This is a genomic window from Meiothermus cerbereus DSM 11376, assembly GCF_000620065.1.
GTDB classification, from domain to species: domain Bacteria; phylum Deinococcota; class Deinococci; order Deinococcales; family Thermaceae; genus Meiothermus; species Meiothermus cerbereus.
The window spans coordinates 113,010-134,882 of the sequence record NZ_KK211061.1 but is presented as its reverse complement, the minus strand read 5'-3'; the positions used below and the strand labels follow the sequence as shown (position 1 = coordinate 134,882).

The following is a 21,873-nucleotide window of genomic DNA, read 5'->3' as shown; positions in this document are numbered from 1 at the left end:
ACATCAAATCTAAATATTTTATACCTAAACAAAATACCGCTGAGGTAACCGGGGTCGGGAAGTATGAGGCGCTTTTGCAAGCCACCACAACCTTTTGCAGTGGACGGGTTTGAGCCATGCGGATAGTTTGCATCGGCGGAGGGCCAGCGGGGCTTTATTTCGCCCTGCTGATGAAAAAGCAGAACCCGGCCCACCAGGTCACGGTGCTCGAGCGCAACCGCCCGGACGATACCTTCGGCTGGGGGGTGGTCTTCTCCGACCAGACCCTGGGCAACCTGGAAAAAGCCGACTACCCCACCTACCTCCAGGTTAGCCGGGCTTTCCACCACTGGGATGACATCGAAGTGCATTTCAAGGGGCGCACGATTTGCTCCTCGGGCCACGGCTTCATTGGCATTGGGCGGCAGAGGCTGTTGAACATCCTGCAAGACCGCTGCCGCGAGTTAGGGGTTCATCTGGTCTTTCAGACCGAAGTCGCCGACGATGAAGCCATTGCCAGGGAGTACAGGGCCGACCTGGTCATCGCCGCCGATGGCATCAACAGCCGCATCCGCAAAAAGTACGAACCTACCTACCAGCCCGACATCGAACTGCGTAAGTGCCGCTTCGTCTGGCTGGGCACCCACCAGCCTTTTCCGGCCTTCACCTTTGCCTTCGAAAAGACCGAGTGGGGCTGGTTCCAGGCCCACGCCTACCAGTTCGACGAACACACCTCGACCTTCATCGTGGAGACACCCGAAGAGGTCTGGCAGAAGGCGGGCCTGGGCCAGATGAGCCAGGAGGAGGGCATCGCCTTCTGTGAGCGGCTTTTCGCCAAGTATCTGGGCGGGCACAAACTGATGTCCAACGCCGCTCACCTGCGCGGTTCGGCCATCTGGATCAAGTTTCCCCGGGTGGTCTGCCAGCGCTGGGTGCACTGGAACGGCAAGGTGCCGGTGGTGTTGATGGGCGACGCCGCCCACACCGCCCACTTCTCGATTGGCAGCGGCACCAAGCTGGCCCTGGAGGACGCCATCGAGCTGGCCCGCACCTTCGAGCGGCTGGGCGATACCCCGGATAAGCTCGAGGAGGTGCTGGAAACCTACCAGGAGGTGCGGCAGATAGAGGTGCTGAAGCTGCAAAACGCCGCCCGCAACTCCACCGAGTGGTTCGAGAACGTGGAGCGCTACAGCCACTTTGAAGCCGAGCAGTTCGCCTATAGCCTGCTCACCCGCTCCCAGCGCATCTCCCACGAGAACCTGCGCTTGCGCGACCGCAAGTACCTCGAGGGTTACGAGGCCTGGCTGGCGCAAAAATCCGGCCTGCCCGCCCGGCCCATTCCGCCCATGTTTACGCCCTTTCGGCTGCGGGGCCTTACGCTCAAAAACCGGGTGGTGGTCTCGCCCATGGCCATGTACTCGGCCAAAGATGGGCTGGTGAACGACTTCCACCTGGTGCACCTGGGGGCGCGGGCTCTGGGTGGGGCTGCTTTGGTCTTCACCGAGATGACCGCCCCCTCACCCGACGGGCGCATCACCCCGGGCTGTGCGGGGCTGTACAGCGAAGCGCACATGCTGGCTTACAAGCGCATCGTGGACTTCGTGCACCAGCACAGCGATGCCAAGATCGGGCTCCAGCTGGGGCACGCCGGGCCCAAGGGCTCGACCCAGGTGGGCTGGGAGGCCCAGGACGAGCCCCTGCCGGAAGGCAACTGGCCGCTGCTGGCCCCCTCGCCCATCCCCTACGGCCCCAATAATCAGATTCCCCGCGCGATGACCCTGGAAGACATGGAGCGGGTCAAGGCCGACTTCGTGCAGGCCGCGCTGTGGGGGGTGGAGGCGGGCTTCGACTGGCTCGAGCTGCACTGTGCCCACGGCTATTTGCTCTCGGCCTTCATCTGCCCCCTCACCAACCACCGCACCGATGGGTATGGCGGGAGCCTGGAGAACCGCTGCCGCTACCCCCTCGAGGTCTTCCGGGCTTTGCGCGCGGTCTGGCCTGAGCACTTGCCCATCTCGGTGCGGATCTCCGCCCACGACTGGGCCCCCGGCGGCAACACCCCCGACGACGCGGTAGAGATTGCCCGCCTGTTCAAGGAGGCCGGGTGCGACCTGATCGATGTCTCCTCGGGGCAGACCACCCGCCAGGCCAGGCCGGTGTACGGGCGGATGTACCAGACCCTCTTCGCCGACCGCATCCGCAACGAGGTGGGCATCGCCACCATGGCAGTGGGGGCCATCTACGAGGCCGACCACGTGAACTCCATCATCGCCGCCGGGCGGGCCGACCTGTGCGCCATCGCCCGCCCGCACCTGGCCGACCCCCACTGGACCCTGAACCAGGCCGCGCGGCTGGGCTACACCGAGGTGGGCTGGCCCAAACAGTACCTCTCGGGCAAGGCCCAGATCGAGCGCAACCTGGCCCGGGCCTCGCTCGAGCGGGCCGAGGAGCTGGCCATCCGATGAACACGCAGTCGCTCGCGGGAAAACACGCCGTCGTGACCGGCGCTGGGCGCGGCATTGGGGCCGCCATCGCGGCGGCTTTGGCCCAGGCCGGGGCCAGGCTCACGCTGATGGGGCGCAACCGGGCGCAGTTGGAAGCGCAGGCCGGGAAGCTCGCCACCGAGGTTCACGTGGAAACCTGCGACGTAACCGATCCGGAGAATGTGCAGAGGGCCTTCGGCGGCGCAGCGTGTGCGCTGGGGGACGTATCGATCCTGGTCAACAACGCCGGGCAGGCCGAGAGCCAGCCCTTCACCAAAACCGATCTGGGGCTATGGGAAAGGATGTTGGCGGTGAACCTGACCGGAACGTTTTTGTGCACCCAGGCCGCGCTGCCGGGGATGCTGGGGGCAGGCTGGGGCCGCATCGTCAACATCGCCAGCACCGCCGGACTCAAGGGCTACCCCTACGTAAGCGCCTACTGTGCGGCCAAGCACGGGGTGATCGGCCTGACCCGTTCGCTGGCGCTCGAGCTGGCCAGAAAAAACATCACCGTCAACGCGGTCTGCCCCGGCTACACCCAGACCGGCCTGCTCGAGGCCAGCCTGGCCCAGATCGCGCAGAAAACCGGGCGCAGCACGGAGGAGGCCCGGGCCGAGCTGACCCGTGCCAACCCCCAGGGGCGGCTGGTGGAGCCGCAGGAAGTCGCGCAGGCCGTACTGTGGCTGTGCCTGCCGGAATCGGCAGCCATTAACGGACAGGCCATCGCCATTGCAGGAGGAGAGGTGTAGATGCTCACGATGGAAAAAGACCTCGAGACCCGCCTGGCCAACGACCACCACCAGGCCATCAGGCTCTGGCTACGGATGCTCACCTGCACCAACCGCATCACCAGTAAAATCCGCAGCCGCCTGCGGGAAAACTTCAAGACCACCCTGCCCCGCTTCGACCTCTTAGCCCAGCTCGAGCGCCACCCGGAGGGCCTGAAGATGAGCGAACTTTCAAAGCGGATGATGGTCACGACCGGCAACATCACGGGGATTACCGACCAGCTCGAGGCCGAAGGTCTGGTACGGCGCGAGGTAGATAAAAGCGACCGGCGCTCCTTCGTGGTCAAGCTCACCCCCGAGGGGCAGCGCCTGTTTGGGGAGATGGCAGCAGTGCACGAGGGCTGGGTGATCGAGCTATTCGAGGGGCTCTCGAGCGAGGAAAAAGAGACCCTCTACGCCCTTCTGGGCAAGCTCAAGCAACACCTGAACGAAAAGGAGGCCCGATGAAAGAGAAGCGGCGGGTGGATGGGGCCTGTACCCTGGCCGACTATCCGGCCCAGCACTTCCGCTGGCAGGTCGAGGGCCGGGTGGCTACCCTTACCCTGAACCGGCCTGAGCGAAAAAACCCCCTGACCTTCGAGTCCTATGCCGAGCTGCGCGACCTCTTCCGGGCTTTGTCCTACGCCGAGGACGTGCGGGCGGTGGTGCTCAGCGGGGCCGGGGGCAACTTCTGCTCGGGCGGCGACGTCCACGAGATCATCGGCCCCCTGACCCGGATGGATACCCCCAGCCTGCTGGCCTTCACCCGCATGACCGGCGACCTGGTGCGGGCCATGCGGGCCTGCCCCCAGCCCATCATCAGCGCGGTGGACGGGGTTTGTGCGGGAGCCGGGGCCATTCTGGCCATGGCCTCGGACATCCGCTTTGGCACCGCCCAGAGCAAAACCCTTTTCCTGTTCAGTCGGGTGGGGCTGGCGGGCGCTGATATGGGGGCCTGCGCCATGCTGCCGCGCATCATCGGGCAGGGCCGGGCCGCCGAGCTTTTGTACACAGGCCGGGCCATGAGCGGGGAGGAGGGCCTGGCCTGGGGCTTCTTCAACCGGCTGTGTGCGCCAGAGCAGCTACTGGAGGAAGCCCAGCAGTTTGCCCTCGAGCTGGCCAAAGGCCCCACCTTCGCCCACGCCATGACCAAGAAAATGCTGCACCAGGAGTGGAGCATGGGCTTAGACGAGGCCATCGAGGCCGAGGCCCAGGCCCAGGCTTTGTGCATGACCACCCAGGACTTCCACCGGGCTTACCAGGCCTTTGTGGCCAAAGAGACGCCGGTTTTCGAGGGGGATTGAATGCAGCGCGCACACCTCGAGTGGCCCTTCTTCGAAGCCCATCACCGCAAACTGGCCCAGGAGCTGCCGGCCTGGGCAGCGCACAAACTCACCCCGCAGGACGAGCACGACACCGACCAAGCCTGCCGTAGGCTCGTCCAAATGCTGGGCGAGGCGGGCTGGACACGCTACGCGGTGGGGGGGCAGGCCTACGGGGGAGTCTTTGAGACCATAGACACCCGCGCCGTCTGTCTCATCCGCGAGACCCTGGCCTACCACCAGGGCCTGGCCGACTTCGCCTTTGCCATGCAGGGGCTGGGCTCGGGCGCCATCACCTTGCATGGCACCCCGGAACAAAAAGCTCATTACCTGCCCAGGGTAGCAAAAGGCGAGTACATCGCCGCATTTGCCCTTTCCGAACCCGAGGCGGGCTCCGATGTGGGGGCCCTCAGCACCGAGGCCCGCCCCGAAGGCCAGGCCTACGTGCTGAACGGACAGAAAACCTGGATCTCCAACGGCGGCATCGCCGACTTCTATGTGGTTTTTGCCCGCGCGCCGGGCAGCCAGGGCAGTAAAGGCATCTCGGCCTTTGTGGTGGAAGCCGATACGCCGGGTCTGAAGATCGCAGAGCGCCTCGAGGTCATGGCGCCGCACCCGCTGGCCACCTTGCGCTTTGAGGATTGCCGGGTTGACAAAAGCCAGCTTCTGGGCGCGGAAGGCCAGGGCTTCAAGATCGCCATGCAGACCCTGGACATCTTTCGTACTTCGGTCGCGGCAGCGGCTTTGGGCTTCGCCCGGCGCGCGCTGGATGAGGCTTTGCATCGCGCGACGCACCGCAAGATGTTCGGCCAGACCCTGGCCGACTTCCAGCTCACCCAAGCCCGCCTGGCCCAGATGGCCACTCAGGTAGACGCTGCGGCCCTGCTCACCTACCGTGCGGCCTGGCTGCGCGACCAGGGCCGGCAGGTCACGCAGGAGGCCGCCATGGCCAAGCTCTTCGCCACCGAGCATGCCCAGCAGGTGATAGACGCGGCCTTGCAGCTATGGGGCGGGCTGGGCGTGACCCGGGGGCAGGTGGTGGAGTCGCTCTACCGCGAGATCCGGGCCCTGCGTATCTACGAAGGGGCCAGCGAGGTGCAGCAGCTCATCATCGCCAGGGAATTACTCAAGAATTTCAAGGAACCTCAGGTGAAAGGAGGGACTGGACATGGGGTATAGCGCCCACCTAGACACCTTTGCCCGCGACAACCTGCCACCCAAAGCACAGTGGCCTGAGCTGATTTTCTCACTGCCGGAGCTAGAGTACCCCGAGCGGCTGAACTGCGCCAGCGAGCTGCTGGATCAGATGGCGGCCCAGCACCCCGACCGGCCTTGCGTGCGGGCCAACGGGCTGTGCTGGACCTACGGCGAGCTGCTCGAGCAGGCCAACCGCATGGCCCAGGTGCTCACCCAAGAAATGGGCCTGGTGCCGGGCAACCGGGTATTGTTGCGGGCACCCAACAACCCCCTGCTGGTAGCAGCCTGGTTTGCGGTGATGAAGGCTGGGGGCATTGCGGTCACAACCATGCCGCTCCTGCGGGCCAAGGAACTCACCGAGGTGGTGACCAAAGCCCAGGTCTCGCACGCCCTATGCGACGGGCGCTTGCGCGAGGAGTTGGACAACGCCCTGCCGAACTGCCCCACCCTAAAACAGGTGGTCTACTGGGGCGAAGGGGGTAGCTTGGAAGCCTTAATGGCGGGTAAGTCGGAGTTTTTCCAGAACGTAGACACCGCCAGCGATGACCCAGCCATCATCGCCTTCACTTCCGGCACCACCGGCAAGCCCAAGGGCTGCGTACACTTTCATCGTGACCTGCTGGCCATCTGCGATACCTTTGGCAAATACATTTTGCGGGCTAGCCCGGAGGATGTCTTTATCGGCAGTCCGCCTCTGGCTTTTACCTATGGGCTGGGTGGCCTGGTGCTCTTCCCCATGCGGATCGGGGCTCAGAGCGTGCTGCTGGAGCGGGCCAGCCCCGAGCTTCTGCTGGCGGCCATCCCCGAGTTCAGGGCCAGCGTGGTCTTCACCTCCCCCACCGCCTACCGGGCCATGGCGCCCCTGGCCCAGCAGTACGACCTCTCCTCGCTGCGCAAGTGTGTTTCAGCGGGCGAGCCACTACCGGCTTCTACCCGTCGGCTCTGGAAGGAGGCCACCGGCCTCGAGCTCATCGACGGCATCGGGGCCACCGAGATGCTGCACATCTTCATCTCCCACACCGAGGAAGCGGCCAGGCCAGGAGCCACCGGCAAGCCCGTGCCGGGCTTCCAGGCCTGTGTGCTGGACGAAGCGGGCAACCCCCTTCCCCCTGGCCAGATTGGCCGCCTGGCTGTAAAGGGCCCCACTGGCTGCCGCTACCTGGCCGACGAACGACAGCGCAACTATGTGCAGAACGGCTGGAACATCACCGGGGACACCTACTTGGTGGACGAGCAAGGCTACTTTGTCTACCAGGCCCGCAGCGACGATATGATCATCTCGGCAGGCTACAACATCGCCGGCCCCGAAGTGGAGGATGCCCTACTGCTCCACCCCGCAGTGGCGGAGTGTGCGGTAGTGGGCGTCCCAGACCCTGAACGGGGTCAGATTGTAAAAGCCTATGTGGTGCTGCAGCCTGGCCTCAACCCCTCCGCCGAGCTAGTGAAGGACTTGCAGGACTTCGTGAAGCAAAAAATTGCGCCCTATAAGTATCCGAGGGCCATCGAGTTCCGCTCGAGCCTGCCCCGCACCCAGACCGGTAAACTACAGCGGTACCTGCTTCGCAAAGAAGCCGAAGAGAAAAGGGTGTAGCTATGGAAAAGCTCGAGGATCGCTGGCAAGTCCTGCAACCCCCTGGATGGAAAGCGCCTAAGGGGTATGTCAACGGCATCGCAGCTAAGGGGCGCATGGTCTTCCTGGCTGGCATGGTCGGCTGGAACCACCAGGGTGTCTTTGAGTCCGACGACTTCGTCGAGCAGACCCGCCAGGCCTTGCAAAACATCGTCGAGACCCTGGCTGAGGCCGGTGGGAAGCCAGAGCACATCGTGCGACTCACCTGGTTTATTTTGAGCAAAGAGGAGTACCTAGCCCAGCTCGAGGCCCTGGGCCAGATCTACCGCCAGATTATGGGCCGTCACTACCCGGCCATGTCGGTGGTGGAAGTCCGGGCCCTCATCGAAGACCGCGCCAGGGTGGAGATCGAGGCCACGGCGGTCATCCCCGAGTAAGGAGACCTATGACTCTCGCCGAGATACAAGCCCTCGACCAAGTCGACCCCCTGGCCCCTAAGCGGGACGAGTTTTTGCTGCCCGAAGGGGTCATCTACCTGGACGGCAACTCGCTGGGGGCCCTGCCCAAACGGGTGGTGGCCCGCCTGGCGCAGGTGGTACAGCAAGAGTGGGGCCAGAGCCTGATCAAAAGCTGGAACACCCACGGCTGGATTGACCTGCCCCAGCGGGTGGGGGCCCGCATCGCCCGGCTGGTTGGGGCCGAACCGGACGAGGTGGTGGTGGCCGACTCCACCTCGGTGAACCTCTTTAAGGTGCTTCTGGCTGCGCTCGAGCTGCGCCCGGGGCGTAAGGTGATCCTCTCCGACATCGCCAACTTTCCCACCGACCTCTACATCGCCCAGGGCATCACCGAGCTGCTAAAGCGCCATGAACTGCGGCTGGTGTCCAAAGAGGAGATAGACAAAAGTCTGGACGAAGAGGTGGCGGTCTTGCTGCTCACCGAGGTGGACTACCGCACGGGCTACCGCTACGAGATGGCCCACCTGACCCGGCTGGCCCAGCAAAAAGGCGCGCTGGTGGTGTGGGATCTGGCCCACAGCGCCGGGGCTTTTCCGGTGCACCTGAACCAGGCGCAAGTAGATTTTGCGGTGGGCTGCGGCTACAAGTATCTGAACGGAGGCCCTGGTGCACCGGCTTTTCTGTTCGTGGCCCGGCGACACCAGGCGGCTACCCGTCCCTTCCTGACCGGCTGGATGGGGCACGCCGACCCCTTTGCCTTTAGCCCCGAATACCTGCCAGCCCAAGACCTACGCCGCCTGACGGTGGGCACCCCTGCCATTCTCTCACTGAGCGCCCTGGAGGCGGCCCTCGAGGTCTTCGAGGGCGTAGACATGGCCCTGGTGCGGCAGAAGTCGCTCCAGCTCAGCGACCTCTTTATCCGGTTAATGGAGCCCCTGGCCGCCCGCTACGGCTTCCAGCTAGCCACCCCGCTCGAGCACGCCCGGCGCGGCAGCCAGGTGGCTTACCGACACCCGGAAGGCTATGCCGTCATGCAGGCCCTGATTGCCCAGGGGGTGGTGGGAGACTTCCGCGCCCCCGACATCCTGCGCTTTGGCTTCGCACCGCTTTACCTGCGCTTTGAGGATGTCTACCAGGCGGTGCAAAGGCTGGCCCAGGTCATGCAAAGCGGGCTTTGGAGGGAAGCGCGTTTCCAGGAAAGGGCCAAGGTGACCTGATGAAAGACACCACCTACCAAGCCGCCCACACCGACTTCAGACACGACCTGTCGTATGGCGACTACTTGCGTCTGGAGACACTTCTGGCCGCCCAGCAACCCCTCACCGAGGCCCACGACGAGATGCTGTTTATCGTTATTCATCAGGTACAGGAGCTCTGGATGAGGCTCATCATCCACGAGCTGAATAGCGCCATGGGGCTGCTGCAGCAGGGCATCGTGGATCCGGCCCTCAAAATGCTGGCCCGGGTCTGCCGGGCCCAGGAGCAGATGAGCGCCAGCTGGGAGGTGCTGGCCACCATGACCCCCTCGGACTACCTCCAATTCCGCTCGGCTTTTGGCCGGGCCTCGGGGTTTCAGTCGTACCAGTACCGCCTGATCGAGTTCTTGCTGGGCAACAAAGAACCCTTCATGACAAAACCCCACCAGCACAAACCCGAGCAGTACCGGAGGCTCGAGGCCGCCTTGCGCGCCCCCAGCCTGTACGACTTGGCACTTCGCTTGCTGGCCCAGAGCGGTCTTGCGCTGCCCGAGGCCGTGCTAAAGCGCGACTTCGCCAAACCCTACGAACCCCAGGAAGCCGTGGCCGAGGCCTGGCTTACGGTCTACCGGCAGCCTGAACGCTACTGGGATTTGTACTACCTGGCAGAAAAACTGGTGGATGTAGAGGTCAATTTCCGCCGCTGGCGCTTTAGCCACCTCACCACCGTCGAGCGCACCATCGGCCACAAAAAAGGCTCCGGGGGCACCGCCGGGGTGGCTTATCTCAAGCGGGCCCTCGAGATTGTGCTTTTCCCGGAGCTCTGGCAGGTACGCACCTTGCTTTGAACCACCCACTGAAAGGTTGATTTGTATGCAGAAGCCCCCAAGGTTACACTCCATAGCAACCCTACAAGCAGAGGTCAAGCTTATGGCTGAAGTGAAAATCCATCTGAACACACCGGAGGAGGCAAGATGAAAAAGTTGGTCTGGCTACTGGTTCTTTTGGGTGCAATTGGTTCTTTAGGTCTGGCTCAGCGCAGTGTGAAAATCGGTTTTGTCAGCACCCTCTCGGGCGGAGGGGCAGCCCTGGGGATCGACGTTCGCGATGGCTTCAACCTGGCCTTGCGCCACCTCAACAACCAGCTTGGGGGCCTGCCGGTAGAGGTTATCGTGGCAGACGACCAGCAAAACCCCGACGTAGCCCGCCAGGCCGTAGACCGCATGCTCAAGCGCGACCGGGTAGACTTCCTCACCGGCATCATCTTCTCCAACATCCTCCTGGCCGTGGGCGACGCCATCTTCGAGGAAAAGACCTTTTACATTAGCCCCAACGCCGGTCCCTCGGAGTATGCTGGGGAGCAGTGCAGCCCCTACTTCGTGAACGTAGCCTGGCAAAACGACAATCTGCACGAGGCCATGGGCCAGTATGTGCAGACCCGGCGCTTCGAGAACGTCTTTTTGCTAGCGCCCAACTACCCCGCCGGGCGCGACGCTCTTACTGGCTTCAAGCGCTACTTTAAAGGCCGGGTGGTGGCCGAAGTCTACCACCGGCTGAACCAGCTCGATTTCTCGGCGGAGATCGCCCAGATTCGCGCGACGCGACCCAAAGCGGTTTACGCCTTCGAGCCGGGGGCTATGGGCGTGAATTTCATTAAGCAGTACGCCGAGTCCGGCCTGCTGCGGGAAATTCCCCTTTTCCTGCCAGGCTTTTCGGCAGACGCCGACGTAATTCGAGCCGTGGGCCGGGCCCTGGTGGGCATCTACAATAGCTCGCAGTGGACTTTAGAACTCAACAACCCCATCAACCAGCGCTTCGTGGAGGACTTCCGCAAAACCTATGGCCGCATCCCCACCTTATACGCCTCACAGGGTTACGATGCAGCGCTGTTGCTGGACAGCGCTATCAAAGCCGTAGGGGGCGACCTAAGCAAGAAAGACGAGTTGCGCAAGGCCATGCTAGCGGGGTTCAACAGCACCCGTGGATTTATCCGCTTTAGCCCCAACGGTTACCCCATCCAGAACTATTACCTGCGTCAGGTCATCCAACAGCCAGGGGGCGAGATTGTAAACCGCCAGGTGGGTACCATCTTCACCAACCACCGCGATGCTTATGTGGACAGGTGCAGGTTAAGATAAGCCAACAGCAGCACCTCCCTATTGCCTATGCCACCAACCCTATTCGCAGAACAGGTTCTAAACGGTTTCCAGTTTGGCCTGATGCTCTTTTTGCTAGCAGCCGGCCTGACCCTGGTGTTGGGCATCATGGACACCATCAACCTGGCCCACGGCTCGCTGTATATGATCGGGGCCTACCTGACCGCTACTTTGGTCGGGGCCACCGGCAACTTCTGGCTGGCCGTGCCACTGGCCGTGCTGGGCACTGCCTTGGTCGGGATGCTGCTCGAGCTCAGCGTGCTGCGCCAGCTTTACCGGCGCGACCACCTTTCGCAGGTGCTGGCCACCTTTGCCTTGATTCTCATCATCAACGAGGTGGTGCGGATGATCTGGGGTTCGCAACCCCTGTTGCTCTCAGCACCTGAGGCGCTTTCTGGGCCGGTGGAGATTCTGCCCGGCCTGTACTACCCGGCCTTTCGCCTGGTCATCATCGGGGTCGGGCTTCTGGTAGCGCTGCTTTTGTTCTGGCTGGTTAACCGCACAAAGGTAGGCATGTGGCTTCGGGCTGGGGCTTCCAACCGCGAGATGGCTCAGGCTATGGGTGTGCCCATCAAGCCCCTCTTCACACTGCTGTTTGGGGTGGGGGCCGGGCTCTCTGCCATCGCCGGAGCCTTCCTGGGACCCATTCTGGCTGTGCAGATCGGCATGGGTGAGAGCATCTTGATTCTGGCCTTCGTGGTGATCGTGATTGGCGGCATCGGCTCCATCAAGGGGGCCCTGGTAGGGGCTTTGCTGGTGGGCTTGATGGACACCGCCGGGCGGGCTTTTCTGCCGCTGCTGCTCTCCCAGGTGGCCTCGCCAGAAGTGGCCTCCAACCTGGGGCCAGCCCTGGCCTCGATCCTGATTTATCTGCTGATGGCGGTGGTGCTTTTTTTGAAGCCACAGGGGCTCTTTCCGGTACGGACATAGGGGGGCAGGATGCGCTGGTTCTTTCCCGTGGTTTTACTAAGCCTGCTGCTGGCCTTCCCCCCCATCGCTGCTGCTACGGGCCTCGAGTTCTACCAGGGCCTCCTCACCAAAATTATGGTCTACGCCCTGGCCGCCAGCAGCCTGAACCTGATTCTGGGCTACGGGGGGATGGTGAGCTTCGGACACGCGGCCTACTTTGGCCTGGGTGCCTACGCGGTGGCCATACTGATGCGCGAAGGCGTCACCTCGGCCTGGGTCATCTGGGTAGCAGCAGTGGGCTTGAGCGGACTCTTAGCCCTCCTGATCGGGGTCATCAGCCTGCGCACGCGAGGGGTCTACTTCATCATGATCACCCTGGCCTTCGCCCAGATGATCTACTACCTGGTGGTCTCCTTCAAGCAGTATGGCGGCGAGGACGGTCTCAGGGCCCGGCGACCGGAGTTTGGACTTTTTGAGCTGAACGACACCACGCTGTACTACCTGACCCTGGGGGTGCTGCTGGCCGCGCTTTATTTGATGCACAGGCTGGTGCACTCGAGGTTTGGGCGGGTCTTGCAGGCCATCCGGGAAAACGAGTCCCGCGCCCTGGCCCTGGGCTATCCGGTCTTCCGCTTTCAGCTAGTGGCTTTTGTACTGGCCGGGGCTATAGCGGGCCTGGCCGGGGTGCTGATGGCCCATTACACCCAGTACGTCTCGCCCAGCCTGCTGGCCTGGCAGCAGTCCGGCCACCTGATGATGATGGTCATCCTGGGTGGGGTGGGCCAGTTCTGGGGTGGGGTGCTGGGGGCAGCGGTGCTCTCGCTGGTGGAAGAGGTGCTGCAGGACCTGACCATTCACTGGCAGCTTGGGGTGGGGGTGATCCTGCTTTTGATTGTGCTCTTTGCCCCCCAGGGCCTGGCCGGGCTTTTGCGGAGGAAGGTATGAGCCTGCTGGAGTTGGTGGGGCTCAGCAGGCACTTTGGCGGTCTGCTGGCGGTAAACAACTGCAGCCTGAGCGTGGCCCCAGGCGAGATCCACGCCCTGATCGGGCCTAATGGGGCCGGCAAGACCACCCTGATCAACCTGATCACCGGCGTGCTCAAGCCCAGCGGTGGGCGGGTGCGCTTCCAGGGTGAAGACATCACCCATCTGCCCGCCCACCTGAGGGTGCACCGGGGCCTGGCCCGCACCTTCCAGATCACCAACCTGTTCAAGAACCAAACCGTTCGGGCCAACCTCGAGCTGGCCGTGCAGGCCCGCTCGGGCAGCAGCTTCCGTTTCTGGCAGCCGGCCGCACGGGAAAAGCACCTGACCGAAGCGGCCCTGGCCGTGGCCGAACAGATCGGGCTGGCCCGGCGCTTCGAGGTGGTGGTGGGCCGACTCTCCCACGGGGAGCAGCGGGCCCTCGAGGTAGGCCTGGCCCTGGCCTCTCGTCCCAAACTCCTGCTGCTGGACGAGCCCATGGCCGGGATGGGCCTGGAGGAATCGGAAAAGATGGTTGAGCTGATTGCTCGCCTGGCGCAGCAGCACAGCATCCTGCTGGTCGAGCACGACATGGGCGCGGTCTTCCGGCTGGCGCAGCGCATCTCGGTACTGGTCTACGGTCAAGTGATCGCCTCGGGGAGCCCGGCGGAAATCCGGGCCAACCCGGAGGTGCACAAAGCCTACCTGGGCGAGGAGGGGGATACAGCGTGAGCGCTTTGCTCGAGGTAGAAAACCTGGAAACCTTCTACAGTCAGAGCCAGGTGTTGTTCGGGGTGAACCTACGGGTGGAGGAAGGCCAGGTGGCCACCCTGCTGGGCCGCAACGGCATGGGCAAAACCACCACCGTGCGATCCATCCTGGGCCTGACCCCCGCCCGTAAGGGACGGATTCGCTTAGCCGGGCGGTTCATCGAAGCCCTGGCCCCCGAGCAGATCGCGGCCCTGGGCGTTGCTATAGTTCCCGAGGGGCGACAGATTTTTCCCAACCTTACGGTGGAGGAGAACCTGGTCGCCTTCGCAGCCAACCGCAACCAAAGCCCAAACCCCTGGACGCTTGCACGGGTCTGGGAACTCTTCCCACGCCTAGAGGAACGTCGCAACAACCTGGGTTCCCAGCTCTCCGGGGGCGAGCAGCAGATGCTGGCCATTGGTCGGGCCCTAATGACCAACCCCCGGCTTTTGATTCTGGACGAGGCCACTGAGGGCCTGGCCCCATTGTTGCGGGAGGAGATCTGGCGGGTCTTGCGCCTACTCAAGGAAAGCGGCCAGACCATCCTGGTGATTGACAAGTACCTCGAGCGCCTCCTGGCCCTGGCCGACCAGCACACCATCCTGGAGAAAGGCCGGGTGGTCTGGCAGGGCGACTCCACCAGCCTGAAGGCCCGGCCCGAGGTTTGGAAACAGTACCTGAGCGTATGAGCGAGCCTTCCTGGTACGAACTCGAGTACAGCCCCCGCCTAACGGTGCCGGAGGCCCCGGAATACTTCCGGCGCTGGGCCCAGGCAGCCCAAGTTGCCCGCGATACCCTGCCACACCAGCGCAACCTGGCCTACGGCGACGGCCCCAACGAGACCCTCGACCTCTTTCTGGCTGAGAACAGCCGCTACCTGCTGGTCTTCATCCACGGCGGCTACTGGCGGGCCTTCGACAAGGACGATTTCTCCTGGCTGGCCCCGCCGCTGGTGGCCCGGAGCATAAGCCTGGCGGTGCTTAACTATGCGCTCTGCCCAGCCGTGAGCATCGGCCAGATCACCGAACAATGTCGGCGGGCGGTGGCCTGGCTCTACCAGGCGGCCCCACGGTATGGCCTGGAGGGAGTGCCCCTGCTGATCAGCGGGCACTCCGCAGGGGGGCACCTGACTGCCGAGATGTTCGCCACCCCCTGGGATCGCTATAGCCTCCCCTCAGAAGCCATTGCCGGGGGCATCTCCATTAGCGGTTTGTTCGATCTAGAGCCGTTGATTCAAGTGTCGTTCAACGCCGATCTAAGGCTCGATGTGGAAAGCGCCAGGGCTTGCAGTCCTGTCTACAAAACCCCCACCCTGCGGGCCCCGCTGGTGCTGGCGGTGGGCGCGCTGGAGTCCAGCGAGTTCCACCACCAAAGCCACCTGCTGAAGGCAGCCTGGCCCGAGAATTGCAGCGAAGTAAGGTCGGTACCGGGCCGACACCACTTCAACGTCCTGGACGAACTCGCCAATCCAGACAGCCCGGTGTGGGCATCTTTTATACCAGATTCGGTTAGTTCGTCACCGAACGGTGACGAACTAACCCGACCGAAGGGAGTGCTCTAGGATTCAAAAAGATAGCCCCTTGATGTTTTTTGTTTGAAGAGTATCTTTTTGAATCCGGTATTAGAGGAGGCTGCCCTCCTTAGAACGGAACCACCGGCCCCTGATCCGATCCTTTTTGGTTCCTAAAGTTGCCCTCGGCCGGCTTGCCATAGCCCAGCAGCATCTCACGGTCGGGAATCAAGCGGGCCTCGAGCCAGTCCAGGTCTTGCAACAACCCAGGAGCCTGCTCGCTCACCTTGACCTCGCGGGCTTCGATCATGGCCCAGCCCCCCGGCCCCCGCACCTTGAGCTGTACCGGCAGCGGCCCGGAGGCCTCATCGAGTCGGCTGCGCAGCTCCAGGAGTTTTTCTTCGTCGAGCAAGGCCAGGTCTAGCTCGAGCTCCAGCACCCTGGGCAGGCCCTCGAGCTCGCTGTAAGGAAACACATCCTGCGCCACCACCCGCAGGCTCTCCCCCTCGCCCTCGGGCTCCACCTCCACCAGCACCAGCACCGCGGCGTCCTCGGCGATGCGGGGGGAAATTTTGTCGTAGGCCCGGCCAAAGGCCACCACCTCTACCGCCCCGGTCTCGTCCGCCAGGGTAAAGCGCACCAGCATTCCACCCGACTTGGTCGGCTTGCGCACAATACCCTCCACCATGCCTGCCAAAAGCAATCGCACCCGCTGGGCGATCCCCTGTCGGGACAGACGGCTATCGCCGCTGTTCACCAAGACCATCCCCTGTCGGGGCAGACGGCTATCGCCGCCGTTTGCCAGGTTGCGGCTGCCTTGGTGTTCGGCAAAAGCCTGAGGCAACTCCTCCACCGTACAGCTTGCGGCTTCCCGCAGCCCCTCGTAGCGTGAAAGCGGATGCCCAGTTACATAGATGCCCAGGGCCTCTTTTTCCATGCGAAGCTCGGTTAAGGCATCCAGCAGCGGGGCCTTGGGGATTACGGGCTCCTGCGCCTCACCAAAAAGCCCCATCATGCCCGACTGGGCCAGCTCGCGTTCGGACTGGGCCCACTTGAGTAGGTCGTCAAGCGCCGCCAGCATGGGGCCTCGAGGGCCAAAAGCATCAAAAGCCCCGGCCTTAATCAGCGACTCCACCACCCGCTTGTTGGCCACGGTTCCATCGAGCCGCCGCAGGAAGTCCGGCAACGATTTGTAAGGCCCCCCTCGCTCGCGCTCTTTGAGGATAAGCTCGGTGGGCGTTTCGCCCACGTTTTTTACTGCCGACAGCCCAAACAGCACGCTCTTTTCCAGCGCCCGGAAACTAAAGCCCGACTGGTTGATATCGGGGGGAAGCACCTCCACCCCGGCGATGCGGGCTGCCCGGATGTACTCCGCCACTTTATCGGAGTCGTGGCGTTCGACCGTGAGCACCGCAGCAAAAAACTCTACCGGGAAGTGGGCTTTTACGTAGGCAGTCTGGTAGGTCAGTATGGCGTAAGCCGCCGCGTGGCTTTTGTTGAAGCCGTAGTTAGCGAAGGCCTCGAGCAGGTCGAACAGACGGTCGGCTTCGTCGGCGGGAATGCCCTTTTTGGCCGCCCCTTCCTTGAACTGCGCCCGCTGCTTGACCATCTCCTCCATCTTCTTTTTGCCCATGGCCCGCCGCAGCAGGTCGGCCTCGCCCAGGCTGTAGCCGGCCACAGCAGTGGCGATCTGCATGATTTGCTCCTGGTAAACCGGAATCCCGTAGGTCTCTTCCAGGATGGGCCGGATGTACTTCTCGGCGTTGGGGAACTGCGGATAGCTCACCTCCTCGCGCCCGTGGTGGCGGCGGATGTAGGTGGGAATGTTCTCCATGGGGCCGGGCCGATAAAGGGCGCCCAGGGCGATAATGTCCTGGATGCGGCGCGGCTTGAGGCCCCGCACCGCACTGGTCATGCCAGCTGAGTCGAGCTGAAAAACCCCCTTGGTCTCCCCCCGGCCCAACAGCTCAAAGGTCTTGGAATCATCGATGGGCAGGTTATCAAAATCGAGTTCGACCCCTTTGGACTCTTTGACGATGCGTTTGCACTCATCCAGGAAGGAAAGCGTCCGCAGGCCCAAAAAGTCCATTTTCAAAAACCCCAAGGCCTCCACCGAACCCATGTCGTACTGGGTCACCTTGGCCCCGGTGTCCCCAGCCCGCATCAAAGGAATGTAGTCGCGCAGGGGTACGTCGGAGATGACCACCCCGGCGGCGTGCACGCTGCTCTGGCGCGAAAGGCCCTCGAGCTTCTGGGCCACCTCGAGCACCCGCTTGACCAGCGGGTCTTTCTCCATCTCGGCCCGCAGGTCGGGGATGGCTTCCACGGCCTTGTCCAGCGGCATCGGCTTGCCAAAAGTCACCGGAATGAGCTTGGCCAGTTCGTCAGCCTTTTTGACCGGCAGCCCAAACACCCGCGCCGCGTCTTTGATGGCGGCTTTGGCCGCCAGCGTACCAAAGGTACCGATCTGGGCGACCATCTCGTCGCCGTAGCGCTGGCGCACATACTCAATCACCTCACCCCGGCGCACGTCGGAAAAGTCGGTATCGATATCGGGCATGGAAACCCGGGCCGGGTTGAGGAAGCGCTCAAAAAGCAGGTTATAGGCCAGGGGGTCGATGTTGGTAATGCGGGTAGCATAGGTGACCAGTGAACCCGCCGCCGAGCCGCGGCCCGGCCCCACCGAGATGCCGTGGTCCTTGGCCCAGTTGATGAAGTCGCCCACGATAAGCAGATAACCCGGAAAACCCATGCGCTCCACCACCGAGAGCTCGTAGATGGCACGGGACAGAATGGCCCACCCATCCCATTCGATACCTTCCTTTAGTTCGGGCAGGTGGGCCCGGGTGGCCTCGAGGTCCTCGATGCGGGCCAGCTCCAAAGCCAGCATCTCCCCATCGCCATGCGGCACCGGACGACCTATCTTGCGCAGAAACTCCCGGTATAGCTCAGGGGTTACCCGTTCGGGGTAACGCTTGAGCAGCCCGTTAAATGTGAGCTCGCGGAAATAGATCACCTCGGTACGGCCCTCGGGCAGCGGGTATTTGGGGATGCGGTACTGCACTTTTTTGGGCACCAGCTCCACGTTGCACATCCGCCCGATGTTCACCGAGTTGTCGAAGAGCTCGTCCATGCGGCTGCCCCAGAGCTCTTTTTCGTCGTCAAAGGTCTGGCGCATCTCCTCGGGGCTCTTGACGTAAAACTCGTCGCAGGGGAACTTCCAGCGGTTTGGGTCGTCCCAGGTGGCCTTGGACTGCACCGCCAGCAGCACCGCGTGGGCCTCGGCGTCGTCTTTTCTTACGTAATGGCCATCGTTGGTGGCCACCAGGCCCAGGCCGTACTTGTCGGCGAACTCCTTCAAAACTTTGTTCACCTTGTGTTGTTCGGCCAGGCCGTGGTCTTGAATCTCGATAAAGTAGCGCTCAGGGCCGAAAATCGCGAGGTACTCCTGCAGGCGTTTTTCGGCGTCCTCAAAGCGCTCCTGCAGGATGAACTGCGGAATCTCGGCCCCTAGACAGCCCGACAGCGCAATAATGCCAGCGTTGTGCTCGCGCAGGATCTCGCGGTCGATGCGGGGTTTGCCATAGAAGCCCTCGAGGTAGGCCCGGCTGGCCAGGCGGGAGAGGTTCTGGTAGCCCTCCATATTCTGGGCCAGCAACGTGAGGTGAAAGTAGCCCCCGTCCAGCCCCTTGCCCTGCTTGCGGTCGAAGCGCGATTCCGCCGCCACATAGGCCTCGTAGCCGATAATGGGCTTGACCCCCATCTCACTGGCATATTTGTAAAACTGCACCGCCCCGAACATGTTGCCGTGGTCGGTCATGGCCAGCATGGGCTCCTCGGGCGAGACCTGCTTGACCCACTTGAGCAGGTCTTTGAGCCTCGCCGCCCCATCCAGCAGACTGAACTGGGTGTGCTGGTGCAGGTGGGCAAATTTACAAGCTGGGCAGGTACTGGGGTTATGCCGGTTCTGTGGATTTAGGTCGGTAGCCATTACGCAGGTATCATAACGCAAATCGGGAGCGCGGGGGTGAGATGAAATTGGCTCGCCTCTGCACGTGGGCACAGGGTTCCGCGGTTGGGCCAGCTTACCGACCTGGGTCAGAAAACTGACCAAATCTGGTATTTATGGTTAGAATCACCCTGTGCAAAGGGTTTTCATTGAAGAAATCGCAAAATACGACGGCCAAGAGGTCAGCATCCGGGGGTGGCTCACCAGCCGGCGCTCCAAGGGCAAAATTCACTTTTTGCAGCTGCGCGATGGCACCGGCTTCCTACAGGCCACCGCGTTCAAGGGTGAGCTGCCCGACGAACAGTTTGAGGAGGCCGACCACCTACCCCAGGAAACCGCCCTGGAGGTGCAGGGGCTGGTGCGCGCCGACAGCCGGGCACCAGGGGGCTATGAGCTTTCGCTGCGAGGGCTAAAGGTAATTGCCCGGCCCAGTCGGGAGTACCCCATCACCCCCAAGGAGCACGGGGTAGACTTCCTGATGGACCACCGCCACCTGTATCTGCGCCACCGCCGGGCCTGGGCGGTGCTGCGGGTGCGCGATGAGCTCGAGCGGGCCATCCACGACTTCTTTCACGCCCGGGGCTTTGTCCGGCTGGATGCCCCCATCCTGACCCCCAACGCCGTGGAGGGCACCACCGACCTGTTCGAGGTAGACCTGTTCGACGGCGAGAAGGCCTACCTCTCGCAGTCGGGCCAGCTTTATGCCGAGGCCGGGGCCATGGCCTTTGGCAAGGTCTACACCTTTGGCCCCACCTTCCGGGCCGAGCGCAGCAAAACCCGGCGGCATCTGCTGGAGTTCTGGATGGTTGAGCCGGAAGTGGCCTTCATGACCCACGAGGAGAACATGCAGCTACAGGAGGAGCTGGTGATCTACCTGGTGGGACGGGTACTGGAAAACAAAAAGCTCGAGCTCGAGCTGCTCGAGCGCGATACAACCGTGCTGGAGAGCACCGCACAGGGCAAGTACCCTCGCATTACCTATACCCAGGCGGTAGAGATGGTCAACCAGCTGGCCCAGAGGCCCGAACTCGAGCTCACCCCCCTGCAGTGGGGCGACGACTTTGGCGCCCCGCACGAAGCCGCCCTCACCGCGCAGTTCGACCGGCCCATTTTTGTGGAAAAGTATCCGGCAGCCATCAAGGCTTTCTACATGCAGCCCGACCCCAGCGACCCACGCCTGGTACTCAACGCCGACATGCTGGCCCCCGAGGGTGTGGGCGAGATTATCGGGGGCTCACAGCGCATCCACGACCCCGAGCTGCTGCGCCAGAAGATTCGCGAACACAACCTGCCCGAAGAAGTCTTTGATTGGTATATGGACCTGAGGCTATATGGAACCGTGCCACACGCGGGGTTTGGCATCGGCCTCGAGCGTACCGTGCGCTGGATCTGCGGCATTGAGCACATCCGCGAGGCCATCCCGTTCCCGCGCATGTACACCCGGATGCGACCCTGAAAAAAACCTCACCCAAAGCACTCCGCTTTGGCCCAGACTATCGCACTCTTCACAGGCATGGCCTCCCATCCGGGAGGCCACTGTGCTGTACTGAACATAGCAATCAAGTTATGAAGAACGCGCTATATCCTGATAGGGCTTTGCATGTTCTTTTCCCTGAGGCCTCCACTATAGGGCCGGAACCTGGCTCGAGCTGCTGTTGGTCGGGCGCTGGGCTCGTGTGAAAATAAGGGCCTCCCCCACCCGCCCTTCAAGCATCGCCACCGCAGGCGAGGCTGCAATCTGGGCACAGAAAGGCACATCGGCCTCGAGTCCCACCTGGCGCAGGGCCTGGGCAGCACCGGACAGGTGGAGGGGCTCGAGTGGATCGGGGTAGGCCCGGCGCGTGGTAAGGGCTGTAAGCGCCCCATCCTCGAGTTCATAAGAACCCATAATCTGCAAAAACTCAGCCAGCACACCTGCGGTATACACATCGTCCAGCCCAATCCGCCCTTCTTTGCCCGCACACAAAATAGCAACTTCCTCGGTAGCAAGCTGGTGCGCCAAACGGGCTGCGGCGTGGGCGTTATAGAGCGAGGCCAGCAGCACGTGTTTGGCGCTACGGGAGGCCAGGTGTGCGGTACGGGTGCCGTTGGTAGTGCACATCACCACAATTTTTCCGCCCACCGGCGCCTCCAGCGCTTCCCTCGGCGAGTTGCCGTAGTCAAAACCTGCGGGTTTGAGTCCCCCTTCCTCACCGGCCAGTATCACATCGGTGTCGCGGAAGGCCCGGGCGCTTTCCAGGCTGGAGGTGAAGTACAAAGCGCTGGCCCCCGCCTCTAAATAGGCCGTCGCGGTGGTTGTGGCCCGAATCACGTCTACTACCAGCACCACATCGGGGTAGCTCAGGTTGTCCTGGGGAACTAGATCAGCCCGTAAGCGCATATCTCTCGCCTCAAAAGAAGGTCTCTCCCCACAGCCCTGGGTCGGCTTGATGCAGGGGGTCTAAAACCTCACCATGTCCAGCGGTCAAAAGGCTGTGAGGTGGCTGCTTTTTGCCGGCGTCGGTCGCCCAGGCAGCAAAAACCACCAGCGCACCGGCGAGCTGGTTGGCAAAAAGGGGGGGCGCAAGCTGAGACATAGATGAGGACGAAGGGAATCATAATGGAT

At 62.8% G+C, this 21,873-nt stretch carries 18 protein-coding genes; 16 read left to right on the top strand and 2 right to left on the bottom strand.

The window, feature by feature from the left end; translation table 11 throughout:
- The first annotated feature begins 116 nt into the window (after positions 1-116).
- The 15 genes from Q355_RS0113770 (at position 117) to Q355_RS16035 (ending at position 15,310) form a co-directional block, all read left to right on the top strand.
- Entirely contained in the window at positions 117-2,444 is a 2,328-nt protein-coding gene (locus tag Q355_RS0113770; protein ID WP_027878309.1) for a bifunctional salicylyl-CoA 5-hydroxylase/oxidoreductase, read from the top strand.
- Positions 2,441-3,211, top strand: coding sequence for an SDR family NAD(P)-dependent oxidoreductase (locus Q355_RS0113765; protein ID WP_027878308.1), 771 nt, complete (start codon positions 2,441-2,443; stop codon positions 3,209-3,211). The genes Q355_RS0113770 and Q355_RS0113765 overlap by 4 nt, the downstream gene beginning before the upstream one ends.
- The gene (locus Q355_RS0113760; RefSeq protein ID WP_027878307.1) at positions 3,212-3,697 is read left to right on the top strand and encodes a MarR family winged helix-turn-helix transcriptional regulator; all 486 of its coding nucleotides are present in this window, start codon (positions 3,212-3,214) and stop codon (positions 3,695-3,697) included. It begins immediately after the preceding gene.
- Entirely contained in the window at positions 3,694-4,533 is an 840-nt protein-coding gene (locus tag Q355_RS0113755; RefSeq protein ID WP_051529444.1) for an enoyl-CoA hydratase family protein, read from the top strand. The genes Q355_RS0113760 and Q355_RS0113755 overlap by 4 nt, the downstream gene beginning before the upstream one ends.
- Positions 4,534-5,730, top strand: coding sequence for an acyl-CoA dehydrogenase family protein (locus Q355_RS0113750; RefSeq protein WP_027878305.1), 1,197 nt, complete (start codon positions 4,534-4,536; stop codon positions 5,728-5,730). It begins immediately after the preceding gene.
- The gene (locus Q355_RS0113745; RefSeq protein WP_027878304.1) at positions 5,720-7,339 is read left to right on the top strand and encodes an AMP-binding protein; all 1,620 of its coding nucleotides are present in this window, start codon (positions 5,720-5,722) and stop codon (positions 7,337-7,339) included. Before Q355_RS0113750 ends, Q355_RS0113745 begins: the two co-directional genes overlap by 11 nt.
- 2 nt (positions 7,340-7,341) lie before the next feature.
- Entirely contained in the window at positions 7,342-7,755 is a 414-nt protein-coding gene (locus Q355_RS0113740) for a RidA family protein (protein WP_027878303.1), read from the top strand.
- 8 nt (positions 7,756-7,763) lie between these two features.
- Positions 7,764-8,993: a kynureninase gene (gene kynU, locus Q355_RS0113735; RefSeq protein WP_027878302.1), complete on the top strand. Its 1,230-nt coding sequence runs from the start codon at positions 7,764-7,766 to the stop codon at positions 8,991-8,993.
- Positions 8,993-9,820, top strand: a complete 828-nt coding sequence (gene kynA / locus Q355_RS0113730) for a tryptophan 2,3-dioxygenase (protein ID WP_027878301.1) — start codon at positions 8,993-8,995, stop codon at positions 9,818-9,820. The genes kynU and kynA overlap by 1 nt, the downstream gene beginning before the upstream one ends.
- Positions 9,821-9,946: 126 nt before the next feature.
- Positions 9,947-11,110 carry an ABC transporter substrate-binding protein gene (locus Q355_RS0113725; protein ID WP_027878300.1) on the top strand — a complete coding sequence of 388 codons (1,164 nt, stop codon included), beginning with the start codon at positions 9,947-9,949 and terminating at the stop codon, positions 11,108-11,110.
- A 27-nt stretch (positions 11,111-11,137) separates the two neighbouring features.
- Positions 11,138-12,058 carry a branched-chain amino acid ABC transporter permease gene (locus tag Q355_RS0113720; protein WP_027878299.1) on the top strand — a complete coding sequence of 307 codons (921 nt, stop codon included), beginning with the start codon at positions 11,138-11,140 and terminating at the stop codon, positions 12,056-12,058.
- Positions 12,059-12,067: 9 nt separating this feature from the next.
- The gene (locus tag Q355_RS0113715) at positions 12,068-12,982 is read left to right on the top strand and encodes a branched-chain amino acid ABC transporter permease (protein ID WP_027878298.1); all 915 of its coding nucleotides are present in this window, start codon (positions 12,068-12,070) and stop codon (positions 12,980-12,982) included.
- Entirely contained in the window at positions 12,979-13,731 is a 753-nt protein-coding gene (locus Q355_RS0113710) for an ABC transporter ATP-binding protein (RefSeq protein ID WP_027878297.1), read from the top strand. The genes Q355_RS0113715 and Q355_RS0113710 overlap by 4 nt, the downstream gene beginning before the upstream one ends.
- Positions 13,728-14,438, top strand: a complete 711-nt coding sequence (locus tag Q355_RS0113705) for an ABC transporter ATP-binding protein (RefSeq protein WP_027878296.1) — start codon at positions 13,728-13,730, stop codon at positions 14,436-14,438. Before Q355_RS0113710 ends, Q355_RS0113705 begins: the two co-directional genes overlap by 4 nt.
- Entirely contained in the window at positions 14,435-15,310 is an 876-nt protein-coding gene (locus Q355_RS16035; RefSeq protein WP_084496141.1) for an alpha/beta hydrolase, read from the top strand. The genes Q355_RS0113705 and Q355_RS16035 overlap by 4 nt, the downstream gene beginning before the upstream one ends.
- Positions 15,311-15,389: 79 nt before the next feature.
- On the opposite strand, the gene dnaE is transcribed toward Q355_RS16035, so the two are convergent.
- Positions 15,390-19,250 carry a DNA polymerase III subunit alpha gene (dnaE, locus tag Q355_RS0113695; protein WP_027878295.1) on the bottom strand — a complete coding sequence of 1,287 codons (3,861 nt, stop codon included), beginning with the start codon at positions 19,248-19,250 and terminating at the stop codon, positions 15,390-15,392.
- 151 nt (positions 19,251-19,401) lie between these two features.
- On the opposite strand from dnaE, the gene asnS reads away from it, so the two are divergent.
- On the top strand, positions 19,402-20,724 hold the full coding sequence (asnS, locus tag Q355_RS0113690) for an asparagine--tRNA ligase (protein ID WP_027878294.1): 1,323 nt from the start codon (positions 19,402-19,404) through the stop codon (positions 20,722-20,724).
- 168 nt (positions 20,725-20,892) lie between these two features.
- Here asnS and Q355_RS0113685 read toward each other — a convergent pair whose 3' ends face one another.
- The gene (locus tag Q355_RS0113685) at positions 20,893-21,648 is read right to left on the bottom strand and encodes a 2-phosphosulfolactate phosphatase (RefSeq protein ID WP_027878293.1); all 756 of its coding nucleotides are present in this window, start codon (positions 21,646-21,648) and stop codon (positions 20,893-20,895) included.
- Between the last annotated feature and the right edge of the window lie 225 nt (positions 21,649-21,873).

Excerpts from the sequence above, each read along its gene's own strand:
- Q355_RS0113770 (WP_027878309.1), top strand. The coding sequence starts at position 117 with ATGCGGATAGTTTGCATCGGCGGAGGGCCAGCGGGGCTTTATTTCGCC.
- Q355_RS0113765 (WP_027878308.1), top strand. The coding sequence starts at position 2,441 with ATGAACACGCAGTCGCTCGCGGGAAAACACGCCGTCGTGACCGGCGCT.
- Q355_RS0113760 (WP_027878307.1), top strand. The coding sequence starts at position 3,212 with ATGCTCACGATGGAAAAAGACCTCGAGACCCGCCTGGCCAACGACCAC.
- Q355_RS0113755 (WP_051529444.1), top strand. The coding sequence starts at position 3,694 with ATGAAAGAGAAGCGGCGGGTGGATGGGGCCTGTACCCTGGCCGACTAT.
- Q355_RS0113750 (WP_027878305.1), top strand. The coding sequence starts at position 4,534 with ATGCAGCGCGCACACCTCGAGTGGCCCTTCTTCGAAGCCCATCACCGC.
- Q355_RS0113745 (WP_027878304.1), top strand. The coding sequence starts at position 5,720 with ATGGGGTATAGCGCCCACCTAGACACCTTTGCCCGCGACAACCTGCCA.
- Q355_RS0113740 (WP_027878303.1), top strand. The coding sequence starts at position 7,342 with ATGGAAAAGCTCGAGGATCGCTGGCAAGTCCTGCAACCCCCTGGATGG.
- kynU (WP_027878302.1), top strand. The coding sequence starts at position 7,764 with ATGACTCTCGCCGAGATACAAGCCCTCGACCAAGTCGACCCCCTGGCC.
- kynA (WP_027878301.1), top strand. The coding sequence starts at position 8,993 with ATGAAAGACACCACCTACCAAGCCGCCCACACCGACTTCAGACACGAC.
- Q355_RS0113725 (WP_027878300.1), top strand. The coding sequence starts at position 9,947 with ATGAAAAAGTTGGTCTGGCTACTGGTTCTTTTGGGTGCAATTGGTTCT.
- Q355_RS0113720 (WP_027878299.1), top strand. The coding sequence starts at position 11,138 with ATGCCACCAACCCTATTCGCAGAACAGGTTCTAAACGGTTTCCAGTTT.
- Q355_RS0113715 (WP_027878298.1), top strand. The coding sequence starts at position 12,068 with ATGCGCTGGTTCTTTCCCGTGGTTTTACTAAGCCTGCTGCTGGCCTTC.
- Q355_RS0113710 (WP_027878297.1), top strand. The coding sequence starts at position 12,979 with ATGAGCCTGCTGGAGTTGGTGGGGCTCAGCAGGCACTTTGGCGGTCTG.
- Q355_RS16035 (WP_084496141.1), top strand. The coding sequence starts at position 14,435 with ATGAGCGAGCCTTCCTGGTACGAACTCGAGTACAGCCCCCGCCTAACG.
- dnaE (WP_027878295.1), bottom strand. The coding sequence starts at position 19,250 with ATGGCTACCGACCTAAATCCACAGAACCGGCATAACCCCAGTACCTGC.
- Q355_RS0113685 (WP_027878293.1), bottom strand. The coding sequence starts at position 21,648 with ATGCGCTTACGGGCTGATCTAGTTCCCCAGGACAACCTGAGCTACCCC.